The organism is Gilliamella sp. B3127, assembly GCF_026536935.1.
In the GTDB taxonomy this organism is placed as follows: Bacteria; Pseudomonadota; Gammaproteobacteria; order Enterobacterales; family Orbaceae; genus Gilliamella; species Gilliamella apicola_E.
This window is the reverse complement of the sequence record NZ_JAFNNI010000003.1, coordinates 248,934-268,153: the sequence shown is the minus strand read 5'-3', so window position 1 is coordinate 268,153 and position 19,220 is coordinate 248,934. Positions and strand designations below refer to the sequence as shown.

Annotated in this window: 13 protein-coding genes; 10 read left to right on the top strand and 3 right to left on the bottom strand. The window is 35.7% G+C overall.

The window, feature by feature from the left end:
- Nucleotides 1-15 precede the first annotated feature (15 nt).
- Both J3U00_RS07075 and J3U00_RS07070 read right to left on the bottom strand, forming a co-directional pair.
- Entirely contained in the window at nt 16-687 is a 672-nt protein-coding gene (locus J3U00_RS07075; protein ID WP_220226131.1) for an OmpW/AlkL family protein, read from the bottom strand.
- A gap of 224 nt (nt 688-911) precedes the next feature.
- The gene (locus J3U00_RS07070; protein ID WP_065563498.1) at nt 912-2,318 is read right to left on the bottom strand and encodes an EmmdR/YeeO family multidrug/toxin efflux MATE transporter; all 1,407 of its coding nucleotides are present in this window, start codon (nt 2,316-2,318) and stop codon (nt 912-914) included.
- A gap of 633 nt (nt 2,319-2,951) precedes the next feature.
- Here J3U00_RS07070 and J3U00_RS07065 point away from each other — a divergent pair.
- The 8 genes from J3U00_RS07065 (at nt 2,952) to J3U00_RS07030 (ending at nt 13,641) form a co-directional block, all read left to right on the top strand.
- The gene (locus J3U00_RS07065) at nt 2,952-3,668 is read left to right on the top strand and encodes an epoxyqueuosine reductase QueH (protein ID WP_065734181.1); all 717 of its coding nucleotides are present in this window, start codon (nt 2,952-2,954) and stop codon (nt 3,666-3,668) included.
- A gap of 161 nt (nt 3,669-3,829) precedes the next feature.
- On the top strand, nt 3,830-8,104 hold the full coding sequence (locus tag J3U00_RS07060) for an acyl-CoA dehydratase activase-related protein (protein WP_267332008.1): 4,275 nt from the start codon (nt 3,830-3,832) through the stop codon (nt 8,102-8,104).
- Nucleotides 8,105-8,124: 20 nt separating this feature from the next.
- Nucleotides 8,125-8,742, top strand: a complete 618-nt coding sequence (locus J3U00_RS07055) for a CDP-alcohol phosphatidyltransferase family protein (protein ID WP_267332007.1) — start codon at nt 8,125-8,127, stop codon at nt 8,740-8,742.
- A 3-nt stretch (nt 8,743-8,745) separates the two neighbouring features.
- Nucleotides 8,746-10,497, top strand: a complete 1,752-nt coding sequence (locus J3U00_RS07050; protein WP_267332006.1) for a bifunctional alpha/beta hydrolase/class I SAM-dependent methyltransferase — start codon at nt 8,746-8,748, stop codon at nt 10,495-10,497.
- A gap of 2 nt (nt 10,498-10,499) precedes the next feature.
- Nucleotides 10,500-11,804 carry a phosphatase PAP2/dual specificity phosphatase family protein gene (locus tag J3U00_RS07045; protein WP_267332005.1) on the top strand — a complete coding sequence of 435 codons (1,305 nt, stop codon included), beginning with the start codon at nt 10,500-10,502 and terminating at the stop codon, nt 11,802-11,804.
- Nucleotides 11,798-12,256: a hypothetical protein gene (locus tag J3U00_RS07040; protein WP_267332004.1), complete on the top strand. Its 459-nt coding sequence runs from the start codon at nt 11,798-11,800 to the stop codon at nt 12,254-12,256. Before J3U00_RS07045 ends, J3U00_RS07040 begins: the two co-directional genes overlap by 7 nt.
- A gap of 38 nt (nt 12,257-12,294) precedes the next feature.
- Complete coding sequence (locus tag J3U00_RS07035; protein ID WP_220226125.1) at nt 12,295-13,230, top strand: phosphatidate cytidylyltransferase; 936 nt, start codon at nt 12,295-12,297, stop codon at nt 13,228-13,230.
- A gap of 147 nt (nt 13,231-13,377) precedes the next feature.
- Complete coding sequence (locus J3U00_RS07030; RefSeq protein ID WP_065734887.1) at nt 13,378-13,641, top strand: HPr family phosphocarrier protein; 264 nt, start codon at nt 13,378-13,380, stop codon at nt 13,639-13,641.
- Between the two features lie 120 nt (nt 13,642-13,761).
- Here J3U00_RS07030 and J3U00_RS07025 read toward each other — a convergent pair whose 3' ends face one another.
- Nucleotides 13,762-15,144, bottom strand: a complete 1,383-nt coding sequence (locus J3U00_RS07025; protein ID WP_267332003.1) for an APC family permease — start codon at nt 15,142-15,144, stop codon at nt 13,762-13,764.
- 585 nt (nt 15,145-15,729) lie between these two features.
- Between J3U00_RS07025 and J3U00_RS07020 the strand changes: the two genes are divergently transcribed.
- Both J3U00_RS07020 and J3U00_RS07015 read left to right on the top strand, forming a co-directional pair.
- On the top strand, nt 15,730-17,223 hold the full coding sequence (locus tag J3U00_RS07020) for an SEL1-like repeat protein (protein WP_267332002.1): 1,494 nt from the start codon (nt 15,730-15,732) through the stop codon (nt 17,221-17,223).
- A gap of 311 nt (nt 17,224-17,534) precedes the next feature.
- Complete coding sequence (locus J3U00_RS07015) at nt 17,535-19,163, top strand: tetratricopeptide repeat protein (RefSeq protein WP_267332001.1); 1,629 nt, start codon at nt 17,535-17,537, stop codon at nt 19,161-19,163.
- Nucleotides 19,164-19,220: the final 57 nt, after the last annotated feature.

The following is a 19,220-nucleotide window of genomic DNA, read 5'->3' as shown; positions in this document are numbered from 1 at the left end:
GAGGTTTTTTTATGATTAAAACTTGTAACCGACACCGAGCATTACAACCCAAGGATCGAGTTCGTATTTTGCCGTGACTTTAGTATTACCTAAATGAGTTTTAGCTTTAGTTTCAATATCGATATAACGGACTTGCGCGTTAATCAGCCAATTATCATCTAAAGAATAATCAGCACCTACTTGTGCAGCCCAGCCCCAGGAATTATCCAAGTCTAAGCCATGAAAGCCTGCTTTCTTAGCTTCACCACTAAGTTTTTCATCAAAAAAGAAAGTATAGTTAACACCAAGGCCAACATAAGGTTGGAACTCGTAGCTACTATCAAGCGGATACCACAGTGCGCTCAATGTTGGTGGTAAATGTTTAATTTTTCCTAAATGAGCACCGGATAAACCAGTAGAATTACCACCGCCAAGTTTAACTTGATGACTAAAAGGTGTTGCACCTAATAATTCAACAGCAAAATTATCAGTAATCATATATTGAAAATTCAGGCCTAGTTGCGTGTCATTATCGGCTTTAGCCTTAAGATCACTCTTTGTACCACCCACTTTAACATGATCACTTTTATCTTGAGGATGAACATAGACAGGACCACCACGGATGATAATTTGGTCGGCACTATGCGCCAGAGCGGCTGAGCTTGCTAATCCGAAAGTAACTAGCATAGCAATTGACGATACTCTCATTTTTATCTCCTTATTATATTTATATAAACTGCTAACTGAGCGTGATATATGCTTCATTAACAGACCGTTTTTTAATATAAAGCTTTAAAGGATTTACAATTACCTAAAGGTATTGATGAATATCTTAGCACCATAACATGAGTAATGATATGGTAGATTTTTTAGATGAATTAATTAATAGTGCTTTTTGTTCAATTGATTCAGAGTCAATAGGTCAATTTGATTTAAATTCGCTTTTGATGACGCCAAAGCCACTTGCCACTGATAAGTCGATGATAAAAGAAGATGCTTCGAATGATCCAATCTAAGAACATACCAAACCAAACACCAATCACACCAAAGCCGAAATAAACACCAAAAATATAGCCTACTACAATACGGCACATCCACATACTGCCGATAGCGACCCACATGGTATAGCTAGCATCTTTCGCCCCTTTAAAACCATATGGCAAAACAAAGGATGACGCCCAGAATGGGGTAAATAAGGCATTAAACCAAAGTAAATGTTTGGAAATTTCGATAACTTCCTGATCATCGGTATAGAGCGAACTTAATAATCCAGCAAACGGAATGGATAAAAACGCTAAAAAGCAGAGTAATAAACTGGTTAAATGAAAGATATACTTAAGTTGCCGTGTTGGTTGATAGATTTGCCCCATACCAATGCGTTTACCAACAATTATGGTTGAGGTTGCGCCAAGTGTTCCACCTGGCAAATTAAGCAATCCAGCAATTGAAAACGCGATAAAGTTTGCCGCAATAGTCGATGTGCCCATGCCAGCAACAAAGGTCTGCGTGAGTAATTTTCCAATATTAAACATCACCGACTCAACACTAGCCGGAATACCAATCCCTAAAATATCAATCAGTATCTTACCATTAAATGAATGAAAATAACTGCGAAGTGGGATAAATAATGCTCGGCTTGGTTTGATGGTCAACACCAACAAAATAAAAAACATCCCACAATAACGAGATGTAGTTAAACCAATACCTGCACCGATAAACCCAAGTCCTTGCCAACCGAAAGCACCATAAATTAGTACATAACTAATCGATAGATTCAGAATGTTCATAAGGATATTTAAATACATTGGAATTTTAGTATTGCCAGCGCCACGCAAAGCGCCACAACCAACTAAAATAAAGGCAAGGGCGGGGTAACCTAAAACGGTTAATCTTAGAAAGGTTAGTGTTAATTCCTTAACTTCAGGATCAGCCTTACCGGCAATAATCTCAACAATCCAATACCCTGAAAACTCAACAAACAAAAATAGTAAAATTGAGATTATTACTAATAGCGTAATAGATTGTCTTGCTGCTACTACCGCTTTTTTACGATTATGTCGTCCTAAACTAAACGCTACTACGACGGAAGTTCCGAGTGCAACCGCCATAAAAAAGGACATCACAATCATATTAAAACTTTCGGCCAAACCGACGGCAGCCATCTCGGCCTTACCAATCCAACTTACTAAAAATGTACTGAATATACCCATTAAAATGACGGACAAATTCTCAATAAGAATTGGCATTGCTAAAGGATATATTTCGCGCCAGAATAGCACATTGTTTGAACGTCGTTTTTTATAAAGTTGAAGATTCTTCAATCGACTTAGAACATCCAATTTAAGGCCTAAAATTTTATTCGATAATTTGTGGCTATTATAACGCCTTTATGTGATAAATATGAAATTATGTTTTAAAAAAATGGCTATCAATTTTAATTGATATAATACTCAACATTGTCAGTGCATTGTCTCTTTAATCTATGATATTTAAGATTAAAAATTAAATGATTAGGTAATTTTAGTGCTGCTTATTGCCGTTTCTCTAGAGAACTTGTTATAAGTGGTGCTTGAAGAAGATGCTTTTTTCTAAGTAACTAAATCTTACTCACCATATTATAAAAGGATAAAATTTTCACTACATACTTATAGTGATTATGTAAAAAGATAGCTTATCTTTATATGATTTCACTGCGTGAAGATCAAACTTGATCCATATAAAATATGATTTAGCTATAGTAAAATTTCAATACATAATTAAGTAAAGGGCATAAATCTTTTTTAAGTGTTTAAAAAGTAATGTTGAGATAAGAAGAGATAATCACAAAAAAAAGTTGAGGAGCGGGGTTTTTGAAGCTTTAATTTTCTCCAAAAAGCGATCTTTTCGCCTTAAACTTGAACGCTTTTTCAGTTCGCTATATTATAGCTGCCTTAATTTCCATTAATCATGTAAGCAAACGTTAAAGAGTTCGAATGTTAATCAACGCCAAAGATATTCTCGAAAAATTAAATCCTCATAATAAAGTGAATTATGATTCAATTTTAAAAGAAGTGATTGCTGATTGGCAGTTGGCATCGGCTCGACCTAAGTTGTTAATCCATAGTTGCTGTGCACCATGTAGCACTTATGTGCTGGAATATTTAGCACAGTATGCTGATATCACGATCTATTTTGCCAATTCAAATATTCATCCCCGCGTGGAATATGAGTATCGCAGTGTCGTTCAACAGAAGTTTATTGCTGACTTTAATCAAAAGACTGGCAACCAGGTGCAGTTTTTAGAAGCACCTTATCAACCGGCTGAGTTTATTAAACAGGTAGAGCATTTGCGTGATGCGCCAGAAGGTGGTGAGCGGTGTCATCTTTGTTATAAGATGCGGTTAGATTTGGCGGCGATTAAGGCGCAAGAGTTGGGCTTTGATTATTTTGCTAGTGCGTTAACGCTGAGTCCTAAAAAGAATAGTCAAAAAATCAACCAACTTGGTTTCGAAATTCAGGAAATTTTTTCAGTTAATTATTTACCTTCCGATTTCAAAAAGAATAATGGTTATAAGCGTTCTATCGAACTTTGTAAGGAGTACGATGTTTATCGTCAATGTTATTGCGGTTGTATTTTTGCTGCAAAAGCACAAGGTGTCGATCTGAAGAATGTAATTGCTATCGCTAAGCAAGGGCTAGAGAAAGTATAACTCGATATTGATCCTCTTCAAAACATCCAAAATGTCATTTCCCTAACAAAATGATTAAAAATCTGAAAGATTTCGCTATAATAATTTTATAAAAGAAGAATAATAATTATTTGTAATCCTATTATTGGTTAAGTCTAATTTTGCAAAATGTGAGTTTGTTTATGCCAAAAATATATAGGCTTGGATTGGATGTTGGTTCTACAACAGCTAAGTGTGTTGTACTCGATGAACAGGATAATTTTATTTATACCAATTATGTTCGTCATAACACCCATATTGTTAATACCGCTTTATCCCTTTTAGATGAAATTAAACAGCAGATTGGTGATGATGCTATAGTGTCGGTTAAGGTGACAGGCTCTGCTGGGATGGGGATTTCTGAGAAGGCCGGTATCGCTTTTATTCAGGAAGTTGTAGCAGCATCGGAAGTGGTACAACGAAAATATCCTGAGGTGCGAACTCTAATTGATATCGGTGGGGAAGATAGTAAGATGATCTTCTTTTTTCCTGATCGTCCGCCCGATATTCGTATGAATGGGAGCTGTGCTGGAGGAACCGGTGCCTTTATCGATCAGATGGCAACTTTACTTAATACCCCTGTGCAGGAATTTGACCTGCTTGCAACCAAACACGATAAAGTCTACCCAATCGCTTCTCGTTGCGGTGTGTTTGCGAAAACCGATGTGCAAAATTTAATTAGCCGTAATGTTTCCAAAGAAAATATTGCATACTCTGTTCTACATGCAGTTTGTATTCAGTTAGTGAATACGCTAGCGCGTGGTTATGATATTGTGCCAAAAGTGATGCTGATTGGCGGGCCGTTTTCATTTATTCCAACTTTAGGCAAAGCCGCATTAGAAACGTTAAAGTTAAATGAGGAACAAATTGTTACTACAGAGCATCCTACGTTATTGTCGGCTTGGGGAGCGGCAATCCATGCTATTGAACGTAGTGAACTTACTATCAATGATTTCATTGATAGGCTAAGTGCGTCAAATAAGATTCAAGTCAATCAATCTTTTCGCTTAAAACCGTTATTTAACCAATCGCTATCATTTAATGATTGGCAACAAAAACGCAAATATATCGAAATTCCTCGCCTAGCTTTAACCTCTTATCAAAAGCAAAACGCTTATTTAGGTATCGATAGTGGTTCAACAACGACTAAGATTACGCTAATTAGTGAGAATGATGAGCTACTTTTTACCTATTATGCCCCCAATAATGGTCATTCAATTAAGGCATTAATTAAAGGGTTAACGGTACTTAAGGATGAGATTGAGGCATCTGGTAAAGAGATTGTAATTGTTCGTACTGGTGTTACTGGTTATGGTGAGGAGTTGTTGAAAGCAGCTTTTGCCATCGATGATGGTTTGGTTGAGACAATGGCTCATTTTGCCGCGGCTAAACATATCGATCCTAAGGTGAGTTTCATCATGGATATTGGCGGTCAGGATATGAAGGCCATTTTTATAGCCAATGGCGTGGTAAATCATATTGAGCTTAACGAAGCTTGTTCGTCAGGTTGTGGTTCATTTATTGAGACTTTTGCTAAATCCCTTAATTCCAATACTATCGATTTTGCTGATGCAGCGTGTAAATCCAATAATCCTTGTGATTTAGGAACGCGTTGTACGGTATTTATGAACTCTAAAGTGAAACAAGCACTACGTGAAAATGCGACTGTTGGCGATATTTCAGCTGGACTTGCTTTTTCGGTGATTAAAAATGCGATTCATAAAGTGCTTAAGCTTCATGATATGCGTAAGCTTGGCGATCATATTGTGGTTCAAGGTGGTACTTTTAAGAATCCTGCTGTGTTTCGTGCTTTAGAGCAGTTAACTGGTGCTCAAATCGCTACGTCCAATATTCCTGAATTGATGGGGGCTTATGGTGCAGCGCTAGTTGCGAAAAATCATTATATAAATAATCAAACCCCTTCGCAGTTTATTGGCTTAGATAATCTACAAAAAGCTGAAGATAATAAAGCTAAACCTTCACGTTGTAAGGGGTGTGAGAATAATTGCGATATTATGATTTATCGCTTTGCTAATGGTCAACGTTATTATTCCGGTAATAAGTGCGAGCGTTTTTTAAGCAATAATCAGCATCAAAATAAAAATGCATTTAATATGTTTGATTATAAGAATGCATTGTTATTCGATAGAGCTAATACGCATAATGTTGACGCTAAACTCCATATTGGAATCCCTCGTGTTTTAGGGCAATATGAAAATTTTCCATTCTGGCATACGTTGTTAACTAGAAGTGGAATAAATGTGACGCTTTCACCCTATTCGACATATGATCTTTATGAGAAAGGGGCAGGTACCGTGATGTCAGATAGCATCTGTTTTCCTGCAAAACTTGTTCATGGCCATATTTTGGAGTTGATCGAGCAGAAGGTTGATCGCATTTTTATGCCGATGGTGGTATTTGAGTCTGACCATTTTGATAATGCAATTAATAGTTATAACTGTCCGATTGTGAGTAGTTATGCTGAGGTGGTAAATAGCGCGATCAATCCAAAGACGAAATATAATGTGCCGTTGGATTATCCAGTAATTAATTTTAGTGATCAGAAGTTACTGAAAAAAGGATGTATCAATTATTTAATGTCGCTCGGTATTCCTAAAAAAGTGGCGAGTCAGGCTTTTGCAGATGCACTAGTTGCTCAAGCTGAATATAAACAGTCACTGAATAAAAAAGCTGTTGAGGTGTTGAATAATGCTAAAGAGACTGGTCGTTATGTGTTTATTTTAGCGGGTAGACCTTACCATAGCGATAGTTTAATTAATCATAAAACACCTGAGATTTTAAATGCGTTAGGTTGTGATGTCATAACCGAGGATTCCGTATTGGGTGAGATCAGTCGATTATCGCCAGAGTTACAAATCTGTTCACAATGGAGTTATCCAAATCGATTGTATGCAGCAGCAAGTTTTGTTGCTGAGCAACCCAAAAATATTCAGTTTGTGCAACTTAATTCTTTTGGGTGTGGTCCTGATGCAATTGTTACCGATGAGTGTAAGGCGATTTTAGAATCCAAAGGTAAGACATGTACGATTATTCGTGTCGATGAGATCACTGCAACTGGCTCAGTACGTTTGCGTTTGCGTTCGATTATTGAATCAATCCGTATGAATCATCAACAACCATTAAAAATAGTTAAGCGTAAAAATACGACTATTTTTGCTAAGCAAGACAAACAGCGCCGTACTATATTGGCGCCATTTATTTCAGATTTTTATTCTCCATTGTTACCTCCAATTTTTGCTTTGTCTGGCTATAAGCTTGAAATCCTTCCAAAACCAGACAAAAGTTCGGTCGAGTGGGGACTTAAATATTGTAATAATGAGATTTGTTATCCAGCAACTATTATTGTTGGAGATATTATTAAAGCGCTAAATTCAGGTAAATATCAGCGTGATGAAGTGGCTATCGGTATTACCCAAACAGGAGGCCAGTGCAGGGCGAGTAGTTATCTCTCTTTAATTAAGAAAGCAATGATTAGTAATGGTTATGAAGATATTCCGATTGTGTCGCTAAGTACCGGTAATATTAATGAAATCGAACAACCAGGCTTTAAACTTAACTGGCTGAAAACATTACCAACAACTTTTTTTGCTATGCTGTTTGCCGACTCGATTTCAAAGATGTTTTATTCGATTGCGCCTAGAGCAAAATATAAACAACAAGCTAATCAGTTGAAAGAACTTTATATTAGAAAGTTACAACAAATTATTAATCAACATAAAGGCAAAAAGGCGATCTTTTTGCTGTTAAAAGAAGCTGTCGATCATTTCAATCAAATCGAAACCTTAAATAAAGATTGCCCTCAAATTGGCATTGTTGGGGAGATTTACGTTAAATATAACGGTTTCGGAAATCAAAATAGCATAGATTGGCTAGTCGAACAGGGAATAGAACCGGTTATTCCGCCAATGATCGAGTTTTTTGCTCAGTCTTTTGTTAACTATGATAGTAATGTTGATAATTATATTATTAACAAGAGTTTTGTTGCTTATTTTGTTCACTTTTTTGAAAAAGTAGCGCAGAAGTACATTGATCAAACTAATCAGATTTTATCGGGCTTTAAATATTATCAACCATTCCACAATATTCGCGATATGGCGACAAAAGCGGAAGAAATTCTTAGTTTAGCTAATCAATATGGTGAAGGTTGGTTAATTCCAGCTGGTATTATGACTTTTGCTCAACACGGTATTAATAATGTGATTAGTCTACAACCGTTCGGCTGTATAGCTAATCATGTTGTTTCAAAAGGAGTAGAGAAACGTATGCGTGACCTTAATCCAAAACTTAATTTGCTTTATTTGGATTTTGATGATGGCGCAGGTGAAGTTAATGTGCTTAACCGTTTGCATTTTATGGTGAGTTCATTAAAGTATACTCAATTACAACGTATTGTTTAATTATGGATAAAGGGACGAAAATGTTTTCTATTTATCAATTAAAATCGCGCTTTCAAGCATTGCTTCGTCCTTATGTGAAGTTGCTCTATGATTCACAAATAACTGCCAATCAGGTGACATTAGGTGCTTGTGTTGGGTCGATATTAGTTGCTATGTTTGTTGGTTATTTTGCAGATCATCTATGGTTATTTTCGTTAATACCATTATGGATGTTTATTAGGATGGCACTCAATGCGATTGATGGTATGCTAGCAAGAGAATATAACCAAAAATCAAATCTTGGTTCGTATTTAAACGAGATTTGTGATGTGGTTTCTGATTCTGTATTACTATTAATCTTTACTCAATTGAATCAGGTCAATAACAGTTTAGTTATTTTAGTCGTTTTGTTATCTTTTTTAACTGAGTTTGTTGGAGTACTCGGTGTGATGATTGGTAGCTCACGACGCTATGATGGCCCCATGGGTAAAAGTGATCGGGCTTTTGTTTTTAGCCTAATAAGTTTAGGCATTTCTACCTATTTGTTACCACTTGATTGGCTTAATACTGTATTGTGGCTAATTATCTTTTTGTTATTAATTACGGTAGTTAATAGAGTTAGAAAGGGATTGCAAGAATCAACAAGTATCAAGGATTAGCTTATGCGTGAACAGCAGCAAAAAACATTTATTAGTCATGATGGTTGTCAATTATTCTATCGTTATTGGCCAGCTGTCGAGACTAATGATCAAATGGCTTCAAAAGCAATTGTACTTTTTCATCGTGGTCATGAACACTCTGGACGAGTAGCCCATTTGGCTGATGAACTTGATTTACCTGACTTTCATATTTTTGCTTGGGATGCGAGAGGAAACGGTCAATCAGAAGGTGAGCGTGGTGATGCTCCCAATTTTGCCACGCTAATTAAAGATGCTGATTGTTTTATTAAGCATATCATTGAGGAATATTCTTTGACTATGCAAGATATTGCCGTTATCGCCCAAAGTGTGGGGGCGGTAATTGCAAGCGCTTGGGTGCATGATTATGTGCCAAATATTCGCGCCTTGGTTTTAGGATCACCCGCATTTAGCGTTAAGTTATATGTACCATTAGCTGTGCCAGGACTTAAATTACTGTATAATCTAAAAGGAAATTTTTTCGTAAATAGTTATGTCAAACCGAATTTATTAACGCATGATGTTAGTCGGGCTGAATCTTTTAATAAAGATTCATTAATTACTCGACCTATTTCAGTTAGATTATTGCTTGATCTTTATGCGGTATCAGATCGAATTGTTAAAGATGCCAACGCCATTACTGTTCCCACTCAATTACTCGTTTCTGGCTCTGATTTTGTGGTGCGTCGTAAACCGCAGAAAATTTTTTATGATAATTTGGGAACAAACCAAAAAGAGTTCCATATCTTACCAAAATTTTACCACGATACGTTTGGCGAGAAAGATCGTTATATGGCTATCGATAGGGCGAGGCGGTTTATACAAGGCTGTTTTGCAAATCAACCCAATGTTCCGGTATTAACAAATGCTGATCGAGTTGGTTATACTCGCATGGAAACCGATAAATTAGCATTACCGCCTTCTGGATGGATTAAGTCATGGTATTGGAAGTGTGTTCGAGCGACCTTAAAACATGCTGGTAAAATGTCGGATGGTATCAAGTTAGGCTTAGAAACAGGATTTGATTCGGGTAGTACACTAGATTATGTTTATCGAAATGAACCTTCTGGTTCCTCTAAACTAGGTCAATTTTTTGATTATCTCTATTTGCAATCTATTGGCTGGAGGGGTATTCGACAACGCAAAAACCATTTAGAGCAATTGTTAAAGCAAACTATTGAAAAGCTACAATCTGATGAAGTTAACATTGTTGATATAGCTGCAGGACATGGTCGCTACATTCTAGAAACGATTAATCAAATAGCCCATAAACCAAATTCGGTTTTATTACGTGATTATAGTGATATCAATATTCGTGATGGGCGTATACTCATAGAACAACAAGGTTTAAGTGATATTGTCCGTTTTGAAAAAGGTGATGCATTTAGTCGTAATGAACTGTCACAACTATCTCCAAAACCTAATTTAGCGGTGGTTTCAGGTTTATATGAATTGTTTGATGATAATCAGTTATTACGTGAATCTTTGTTAGGGTTGTCCGATGTGATTCCAGCAGGGGGATATTTAATTTATACCAATCAACCTTGGCATCCTCAACTTGAATTTATTGCTAGAGCTTTAACCTCTCATCGAGAAGGGAAAGCATGGATTATGCGACGACGGACTCAGCTTGAGATGGATCAGTTAGTTGAGGAAGCTGGATTTACTAAAGTTACCATGTTGGTAGATCAGTGGGGTATTTTTACCGTTTCGCTTGCACAACGAAATTCGAATTAATTATGCTAAAAGTATTTAATCGGCTTAACTTTTATAAGTGTATATGGTTAGTCGGTTTATCGGTGTTCTTTTTTACTAGTTACAATTTTGCTAACTGGTTTACGTCTCAACGTGAGGGGGTACCGAGTCTGTTTTTTAGTTGGGAGCGTAATATTCCACTTTGGCCATGGACGATTGTTCCTTATTGGTCTATCGATCTCATGTATGGTTTTGCCATTTTACTAACATCTTCATGGCAATCTCTTAAGACTCTTGGTTTACGGCTGTTAACGGCGCAAGTCATTTGTATTATTTGTTTTTTGCTTTTTCCACTGAAATTCTATTTTGATCGTCCGGCTTTGGACGGATTTTTTGGATTGATGTTTGATATTTTGATGGGATTTGATAAGCCATTTAATCAAGCTCCTTCATTACATATTACGTTATTAGTTATTTTATGGCAGTTTTACACTAACTATTTTCGTGGATTGAGTCGTTATCTTTTACATATTTGGTGCTTGTTAATTGGACTTTCAGTTTTAACCACTTGGCAGCATCATTTTTTTGATATTCCAACTGGATTATGGGTTGGGTGTTTTTGTATTTGGTTATGGCCGGATAAGAGAGAAAAACAGATAAAACATCGACCGTCAAGCTATTGCTGGGCTTTGATTTATTTTGGCTTGAGCTTGTTATCACTGGCCGTTGTTGTCTATTATTCTGTATGGGCTCTAATATGGTTGGCTGGTGCTTTGTTATTGGTTGCTGCTAATTATTTGTTCTCATCAGGCTTTCAAAAACAACAAAATGGCCATTTTAAGCTTCCCGTTATTTTGCTTTTTTTCCCATATTTTATCATTATGTGGCTAAATTCAAGGATATGGACAATCAGACATCAAACTGATGATTTGATCGTTGATGAAGTTTATTTAGGCCGCATTCCATCCAGTCAAAACTTAAAGCAAAATCATTATAATTCCGTGGTAGATTTGTGCGCCGAGTTACCAATTGGGTATTTTAAAGGTGAATATACTCTTATTCCCGTTTTAGATATGACCCCACTTTCGCAGGAAGAGTGTCAACAAGCCGCGAAAACTATTGAACTTTATCATCAACAAGGTAAATTATTAGTTTGTTGTGCTTTAGGTTATTCTAGAAGTGCAACCGCTGTGATTGCGTGGTTATTATGGACGAAAAAAGCCAATAATTTACAAGAAGCAATAAACAAAGTAAAAGCCTGTCGGAATTCGATTGTTATATCTAACCAACAACAATTGATTTTATCCAATTGGTTTTCAACGATTAAAGAAGGGATAGGGAGATGTTAAGTTCGGACCCATTGCAAAATAGTATTAGCAAAACCGATTTGGAGATATTTTGTCATTATTTATCAATTAGCAGACAGATTGATATTTATTCTATGCTTTTATCAGTATTGGGTGCTTTTGTTGCTTTGATAAGTTTTGGGGAAGGGGCTTTAACCATTTTTTGTTTGATTATTTTTCTCCTTGGTTTAGTAAGTAAATATTACGCTATAAGAGTCTCTTTTGATAAAAAGTTATTTGAATATTTAGCCAATCATTCAGACCATTTGCAAAATGAGTTGTTGGCGATGGATAAGGCGTTAATCAGTTTAAAACTCATCAATGCTCCAACATTAAGGACAGTGGATGATCGCCAAAAGGGAGTTTTATCGCTGTTAAGATTCCAAATAATTTTATTTTTATTACAAAATTGTTTAATCGTTTTTGCTGTCATTAATGGTATTATCAATAATTAACGGATTTTTTTGTAACATTACACACAAGGAGAATTAAGATGTCCCATTATCAATATGATACATTTTTATTGTTTTTGGGCATCGGTTTGTTTTTGTTAGTGGCATCGATAATTGGTCAGCTTCTAAAATACCGCTTCAAATCCCCCAGTATTGATAATTTAAATGCTCGAATTAATGCATGGTGGGTGATGGTAGCCATTATTGGTGGAGCTTTTTGGTTAGGTCAATTGGCAGTGATATTTTTGTTTTTTATTGTTTCGGGCTTAGCTTTACGTGAATTTCTTATTTTAACGCCGATTAATCGCTACGACTATTTTGCATTAATTTTTGCATTTGGTATCGCTTTACCTGTGCAATATATTTTGGTCGCTTATGCTTGGTATGGTCTATTCAGTATCTTTATTCCAGTTTATGCGTTTTTGTTTCTGGCAATATTTGCTACGATTACAGGATCGACCCGAAATTTTTTAGAAAGAATAGCGGATGTACAATGGGGATTGATGATTACGGTTTATTGTATTTCATGTGTGCCAGCATTATTAGTGTTAGACATCGAAAATTATCAAGGTCGTAACCTGTTGTTAATCGCTTATCTAGTACTCGTCGTTCAGCTATCAGATGTATTGCAATACGTTTTTGGAAAATTATTTGGAAAACATAAAATTAGCCCAAATGTCTCACCAGCGAAAACGATAGAAGGGTTTGTTGGCGGTATTTTATCAGCCAGTTTTATTGGGGCATGTATGTTTTGGATCACGCCTTTTACTTTTCTGCAATCGGGTTTAATTTCGCTAATGATTACACTCTTGGGCTTTTTTGGGGGATTAGTGATGTCTGCTATCAAACGTGATCGGGGTGTAAAAGACTGGGGAAGGCTTATAGGTGGTCATGGAGGAATACTTGATCGCTTCGATTCAATCTGTTTTGCTGCTCCAATTTTTTTCCATGTGGTGAGATATTTCTGGGTAGAGTAATTTTAGTATTATTAATAAACAGCTATTAATAATCAGAATGTTATGAATAAATTTCAAAAATTAACGCTAAAAAAGAGCAAAAAAAATGAATTTATGATATAAATACAGGTATCGTATTAACGTTAGATATAAGTAAGGACATATAATATGCTAAAAGAGCAAATGGTAGTAAAAAATTCAACTGGTTTACATGCCCGCCCAGTAACGACACTTGTTAAATTAGCTGGTCGTTATAAATCATCAATTGAACTTGTTTATAACGATAAAGCTATTAAATTAAAAAGTATGATGGGTTTACTTGGTGCTGGCGTTAAAGGCGGTTCAACTGTTGAAATCATCTGTGATGGTGAAGATGAAAAAGCAGCTATGGATGAAATCCGTGAATTATTTGCTACAGGTTTTGGTGAATAATTTTAAGCGATTTTAATCAAGTTTTATTACTTAAAAATAAAAATCCCGTCGACCTTGGTCGACGGGATTATTTTTAAAGGGCATGAACTAAATACTTTTAAGTAGACCTAATAGAATTATCTAATCTTTGATAATTGAATCCAATTCCGAATGATCAATTGATGGTAATGTTGTTGTAAAAAATCGAGTTAAATAAAGTAAATAACAGAATCCAAAAGCCAACCAAATCAATCCAACCATCATTGCTGTCGATTCAAGGCTAGTCCATAGCCACAACGAAAGTAGTAAACCAATTGCAGGCATTAGTCCATATTTTAATAGCATCAACACTGTTTTCTTGCTTTCACCACCTAAGTAGCTTTTGATAACGCATAGGTTGACAAAGGTAAAAGCGACTAATGCACCAAAACTTATCATCGATATCACTAAGGTTAAATCAAGAACCAAAGAGAATAATGAAAAAATAGAAACAAAAATTATTGATAAGTAAGGTGTTCTAAAACGTGGATGAATTCTATAGAAGATTCGTTTAGGTAATACACCTTCACGTCCCATAGCATAAAAAATTCGAGATACACTAGTTTGTGCTGTCATTGTTGAGGCAAATACACCAGTTAAATATGCTGTTTGGAAGAAATTATATATAAAATCATTACCAAAATTGCCAAGAATATTGGTTAAATGACTTATGCTGTCAACTCTATGCATTACATCCAAACTCGCTGTATCTCTATTATCAACAAAATCAGTCCATTGCGGATACGCTAAATGCGCACAATAGGAAACAACTAGGAATATACAACCAGCAATAAGTACGGTGCCAATAATAGCTCTTGGTAAGGTTTTTTTCGCTTCATTTGATTCTTCAGCCAGTGTCGCTATTGCATCAAAACCTAAAAATGCAAGGCATAATATGGCGGCTCCGGAAAATAAACCACTAAAGTCATCTGGTGTAACTGATATTGGTTTTAGCATCGCTTCGGGTGTTAAATCAACATTTATTAACGTTATAATAATAAACAATACGATAAATAACGCTTGAAATAAATTTAAAGTGATATTGGCCCAATTGATTAACTTGATACCAAGATAATTTAATATACTGACACCCATAATCGATACTAATACAAATACATAGGCTGGAATATTCTCAAAGTGCTCATGTAGATATATTCCTAAAACCAAATAATTTAATATTGGTAAAAATAGGTAATCAAGAATTTGTGCCCAACCAACTAAGAAACCAACTTTTCCACCAAAAGTTCGTTGTACATAGGTATACGCCGAACCAGCAATAGGGAGTTTATTTGCCATTCGGCAGTAACTCAATGCTGTGAAAAAGATCATGGCAAGGGTGATGATGTAGGCTATAGGTAAGTGTCCATTACTGACAACGGTAACTTCCCCATAAGTGGTAAAGATCCCTAAAGGAACCATATAAGCTAAACCAAATGCAATTAATGCAGGTGTGGTTAAAACTCGTTTCATTTTTATTGCGGACATGATTTATTTTTGCTCCTCTGTCCCAAAAAACAATAAAAAACTACTAAGTATAGTTTTGCCTTTTACCCGCTTGAAGCGGCAGGGAATTCTGCCACATTATCATAATTATGCAAGCTAATTTTTATTATATTGACATTTAATTTAGTAAATTCTGGATTTAACCATTTAATATGAATTATTTCTGAACAATTCTTAATAAAAATAGATTTTTTAGACTCAAAGAAAGTGATTTATATTTAGGTTAAGCTCTCTATTATGAATAAGAATAAAAATAGATTAAACCAAGGTTATTTGCCTATAAAAATAAATCGCATTTTTAATTTCTGAAGAAAGGGAAATATTAAGGATTTGATATAAAGTAATGAGAAAATATATTTATAGGAATATTATGGTTAAATACTTTTCTAATAATAGTGACATTTTTATGTGATCCAATAATTGGCGTGTTAACAATTTTTTCAACTCCACATACGCATAAGCCAGTTAAAAGTACATTGTTAACGAGTAATAGAGAGTAAGCCTATTCTTTTCTTGTCAGTAGGCAAAATAAAAAAATTATTATATTTAAGGAAATTTAGGGAACTTATGAAAAACATCCCCCTTGTTGCATTAACTGCATTATTCTCGACGACGGTTTACGCTAATCATTGCGCTACCTATTATGAACAAAAAGATTTTGATAAAGCTTTTATTGCTTGTAATACTGAGGCTAAGCAGGGAGATAGGGAAGCTCAGTATAATTTAGCACTAATGTTTTACAACGGCGATGGCGTTGAAGAAAATATTGAAAAAGGACTATATTGGGAAACAAAAGCAGCGGAAGCTGGATTTGCTCAAGCGCAATTTGATTTAGCATATAATTATTACATAGGATGGGATATCGAAGTCAATAAAGAGAAAGCACTCTATTGGTATACTAAAGCCGCTGAACAAGGGCATAGTGAAGCGCAATATAATTTAGGGGTTATGTATGGTAATGGGGAAGGCGTCGTACAAAATATTGAAAAAGAATTATATTGGTATACTAAAGCCGCTGAACAAGGTCTAAGTAATGCACAATTTAATTTAGGGGCTATGTATAACAGAGGATTCGGTGTCGAAGTCAATAAAGAAAAAGCCCTATATTGGTTTACTAAAGCCGCCAAACAAGGGTATGGTGACGCGCAATATAATTTAGGCCTTATGTATTACAAAGGGGAAGGTCTCGAAAGAAATATCGAAAAAACATTATATTGGTATACTAAAGCCGCTGAGCAAGGCGCTAGTTATGCGCAATTTAATTTAGCACGTTTGTATGAAGTCGGAGATGGTGTCGAGGTCAATAAAGAAAAAGCGCTATATTGGTATACCAAAGCCGCCAAACAAGGGGATGGTGACGCGCAATACAATTTAGCACGTATGTATGAAGTCGGAGATGGTGTCGAGGTCAATAAAGAAAAAGTACGGAGTTGGTACACCCAAGCAGCGGAACAAGGTCATATTTTTGCGCAGTTAGAGTTAGCATATATCTATGACCAAGGAGATGGTGTTGAAGTCAATAAAGAAAAATCGCTAGATTGGTATACTAAAGCTACCAAACAAGGAAATGGTGATGAGCAATATAATTTAGCACGTATGTATGACCAAGGAGATCGTGTCCAAATCAATAAAGAAAAAGCACTATATTGGTACACCAAAGCGGCGGAACAAGGGGATATCTCTGCGCAATTAGAGTTAGCCTATTTGTATGACCAAGGAGTTGGTGTCGAAGTTAATAAAGAAAAAGTACTATATTGGTATTCTCAAGCTCAAGTTCTATCTCTAGCTCAAGAAGAGGAAGATGAGTTTATGGTAGATCAATATTATTTGGCAAGTATTTATGCTGAAGGTGATGGGGTCAAAGTTGATAAAAAGAAAGCATTATATTGGTACACAAAAGCAGCGGAACAAGGGTATAGTGAAGCGCAATATAATTTAGGACTTATGTATCACTACGGAGACGGAGTAAAAAAAGATATAGCGTTAGCAAAAAGGTATTTTAAGCAAGCTTGTTCGCTTGGTTTTGATAAAGGATGTGATGATTATAATTCCCTGAAATAAACACGATTAATTCATATTGAAAATATATATGCTAAAAATGTCTTATATATTAAGACAATTTTTTATACAGACTCAAAATGTCATTGATTCTGTTATCCCAATCTTTTTTGATATACATTGATTTAACAGTGACTTTTTAATTAGGCCCAAGATATTTGGTTGATATGATAACATTTTATTAACTCCATATACCGATAAACGATTTAAAAGTACATTGTTAACGAGTAATAGATAGTAAGCGTATTTTGTTCTATTTTTGCCAGCAGACAAAATAAAAAAATTATTATATTTAAGGAAATTAAGGAAAACTAATGAAAAAAGTACAATTTGTTGTATTAACAACATTATTATCGACGACGGCTTACGCTAATAATTGCGCTACCTATTTCGAACAAAAAGCTTTTGATAAAGCTTTTATTGCTTGTAACACTGAGGCTGATCAAGGAGATAGGGAAGCTCAGTATAATTTAGCACTTATATATGACGAACGTATAGGTGCCGACAATAAAGAAAAAGCACTCTATTGGTACGCAGAAGCAGGGGAACAAGGCCATGTTAAGGCGCAATATGATTTAGCACAGACGTATAACAATGGGTATGGTGTCGGCATTGATAAAGATAAAGCACTCTATTGGTTCACAAAAGCAGCGGAACAAGGATTTCTTGAGGCGCAATATCAGTTAGCACTTATGTATGTTGACGATAACGGTATTGAAGTCAATAAAGAAAAATCGCTATATTGGCTCACTCAAGCAGCAGAACATGGGTTTGATAAGGCGGAAAATGATTTAGCGCTTCTTTATTATAGAGGTGACGGTGTCGAAAAAAATAAAGAAAAAGCCCTCTATTGGTTTACTAAAGCAATGGAACATGGGCTTAGTGAGGCGCAATATCATTTAGCACGTATGTATGAAATAGGAGATGGTGTCGAAGTCGATAAAGAAAAAGCCCTCTATTTGTACACTCAAGCAGCGGAACTGGGGTATGAATTTGCGCAATTTGAGTTAGCATATATGTATGACCAAGGTAAGGGTGTCGAAATCAATAAAGAAAAAGCAGCATATTGGTACTCTAAAGTTGAAGAAGTGGAAGAAGGACTTGCAGATGGAGAATATGAGTTAGCTCTTATGTATGACCAAGGTATAGATGGCGTAATCAATAAAGAAAAAGCGCTATATTGGTATACCAAATTAGCGGAAGGAAAGTATATTTCTGCGCAATTAGAGTTAGCATATAGGTATGACCAAGGTGAGGGTATCGAAGTCAATAAAGAAAAAGCACGATATTGGTACTCTCGAGCTAAAGCTCAAGGAGAAAGACAAGAATATGGGGTTGTTGAAGCGCAATCTGATTTGGCACATATGTATGCCGAAGGCAATAGGGTCAAACCTAATAAAAGTAAAGCATTATATTGGTACACAAAAGCAGCTGAAGAAGGGGATATTTCTGCGCAATTAGAGTTAGCATATATGTATGACCAAGGAGATGGTGTCGAAGTCAATCAGGAAAAAGCGTCATATTGGTTTTCTCAAGCTCAAGGAGAGGAAGAAGGGTTTGTTGGGGCGCAATATTCTTTGGCAAGTATATATGCTGAAGGTGATGGGGTCAAAGTTGATAAAAGGAAAGCATTATATTGGTACACAAAAGTCGCTGAACTATGGGATGGTGATGCGCAAGAAGAGCATACTGCTGCGCAATATGAGTTAGCACGTATGTATGACCAAGGTGACGGTATCGAATCCGATAAAGAAAAAGCACTATATTGGTATAAAAAAGCAGCAGATAATGGTAACACTCAAGCAATACATCAGTTAGGCGTTATGTATTATAAAGGTGATGGTATTGAAAAAAATAGCGAGTTAGCTAAAAAGTATTTTGAACAAGCTTGTGAGCTAAAATTTAAAGAAAGTTGCGATATCCTTCACAAAGGAATCAAATAAACATTATTCATAAGTCATGCAAATTAGAAACATGTTAAAAGAACTGCCTCACATATT

What these genes read in the sequence shown, in the direction of transcription:
- J3U00_RS07030 (WP_065734887.1), top strand. Translation starts at nt 13,378, where the DNA reads ATGCTAAAAGAGCAAATGGTAGTAAAAAATTCAACTGGTTTACATGCC.
- J3U00_RS07055 (WP_267332007.1), top strand. Translation starts at nt 8,125, where the DNA reads ATGTTTTCTATTTATCAATTAAAATCGCGCTTTCAAGCATTGCTTCGT.
- J3U00_RS07050 (WP_267332006.1), top strand. Translation starts at nt 8,746, where the DNA reads ATGCGTGAACAGCAGCAAAAAACATTTATTAGTCATGATGGTTGTCAA.
- J3U00_RS07040 (WP_267332004.1), top strand. Translation starts at nt 11,798, where the DNA reads ATGTTAAGTTCGGACCCATTGCAAAATAGTATTAGCAAAACCGATTTG.
- J3U00_RS07035 (WP_220226125.1), top strand. Translation starts at nt 12,295, where the DNA reads ATGTCCCATTATCAATATGATACATTTTTATTGTTTTTGGGCATCGGT.
- J3U00_RS07020 (WP_267332002.1), top strand. Translation starts at nt 15,730, where the DNA reads ATGAAAAACATCCCCCTTGTTGCATTAACTGCATTATTCTCGACGACG.
- J3U00_RS07045 (WP_267332005.1), top strand. Translation starts at nt 10,500, where the DNA reads ATGCTAAAAGTATTTAATCGGCTTAACTTTTATAAGTGTATATGGTTA.
- J3U00_RS07015 (WP_267332001.1), top strand. Translation starts at nt 17,535, where the DNA reads ATGAAAAAAGTACAATTTGTTGTATTAACAACATTATTATCGACGACG.
- J3U00_RS07025 (WP_267332003.1), bottom strand. Translation starts at nt 15,144, where the DNA reads ATGTCCGCAATAAAAATGAAACGAGTTTTAACCACACCTGCATTAATT.
- J3U00_RS07060 (WP_267332008.1), top strand. Translation starts at nt 3,830, where the DNA reads ATGCCAAAAATATATAGGCTTGGATTGGATGTTGGTTCTACAACAGCT.
- J3U00_RS07075 (WP_220226131.1), bottom strand. Translation starts at nt 687, where the DNA reads ATGAGAGTATCGTCAATTGCTATGCTAGTTACTTTCGGATTAGCAAGC.
- J3U00_RS07065 (WP_065734181.1), top strand. Translation starts at nt 2,952, where the DNA reads ATGTTAATCAACGCCAAAGATATTCTCGAAAAATTAAATCCTCATAAT.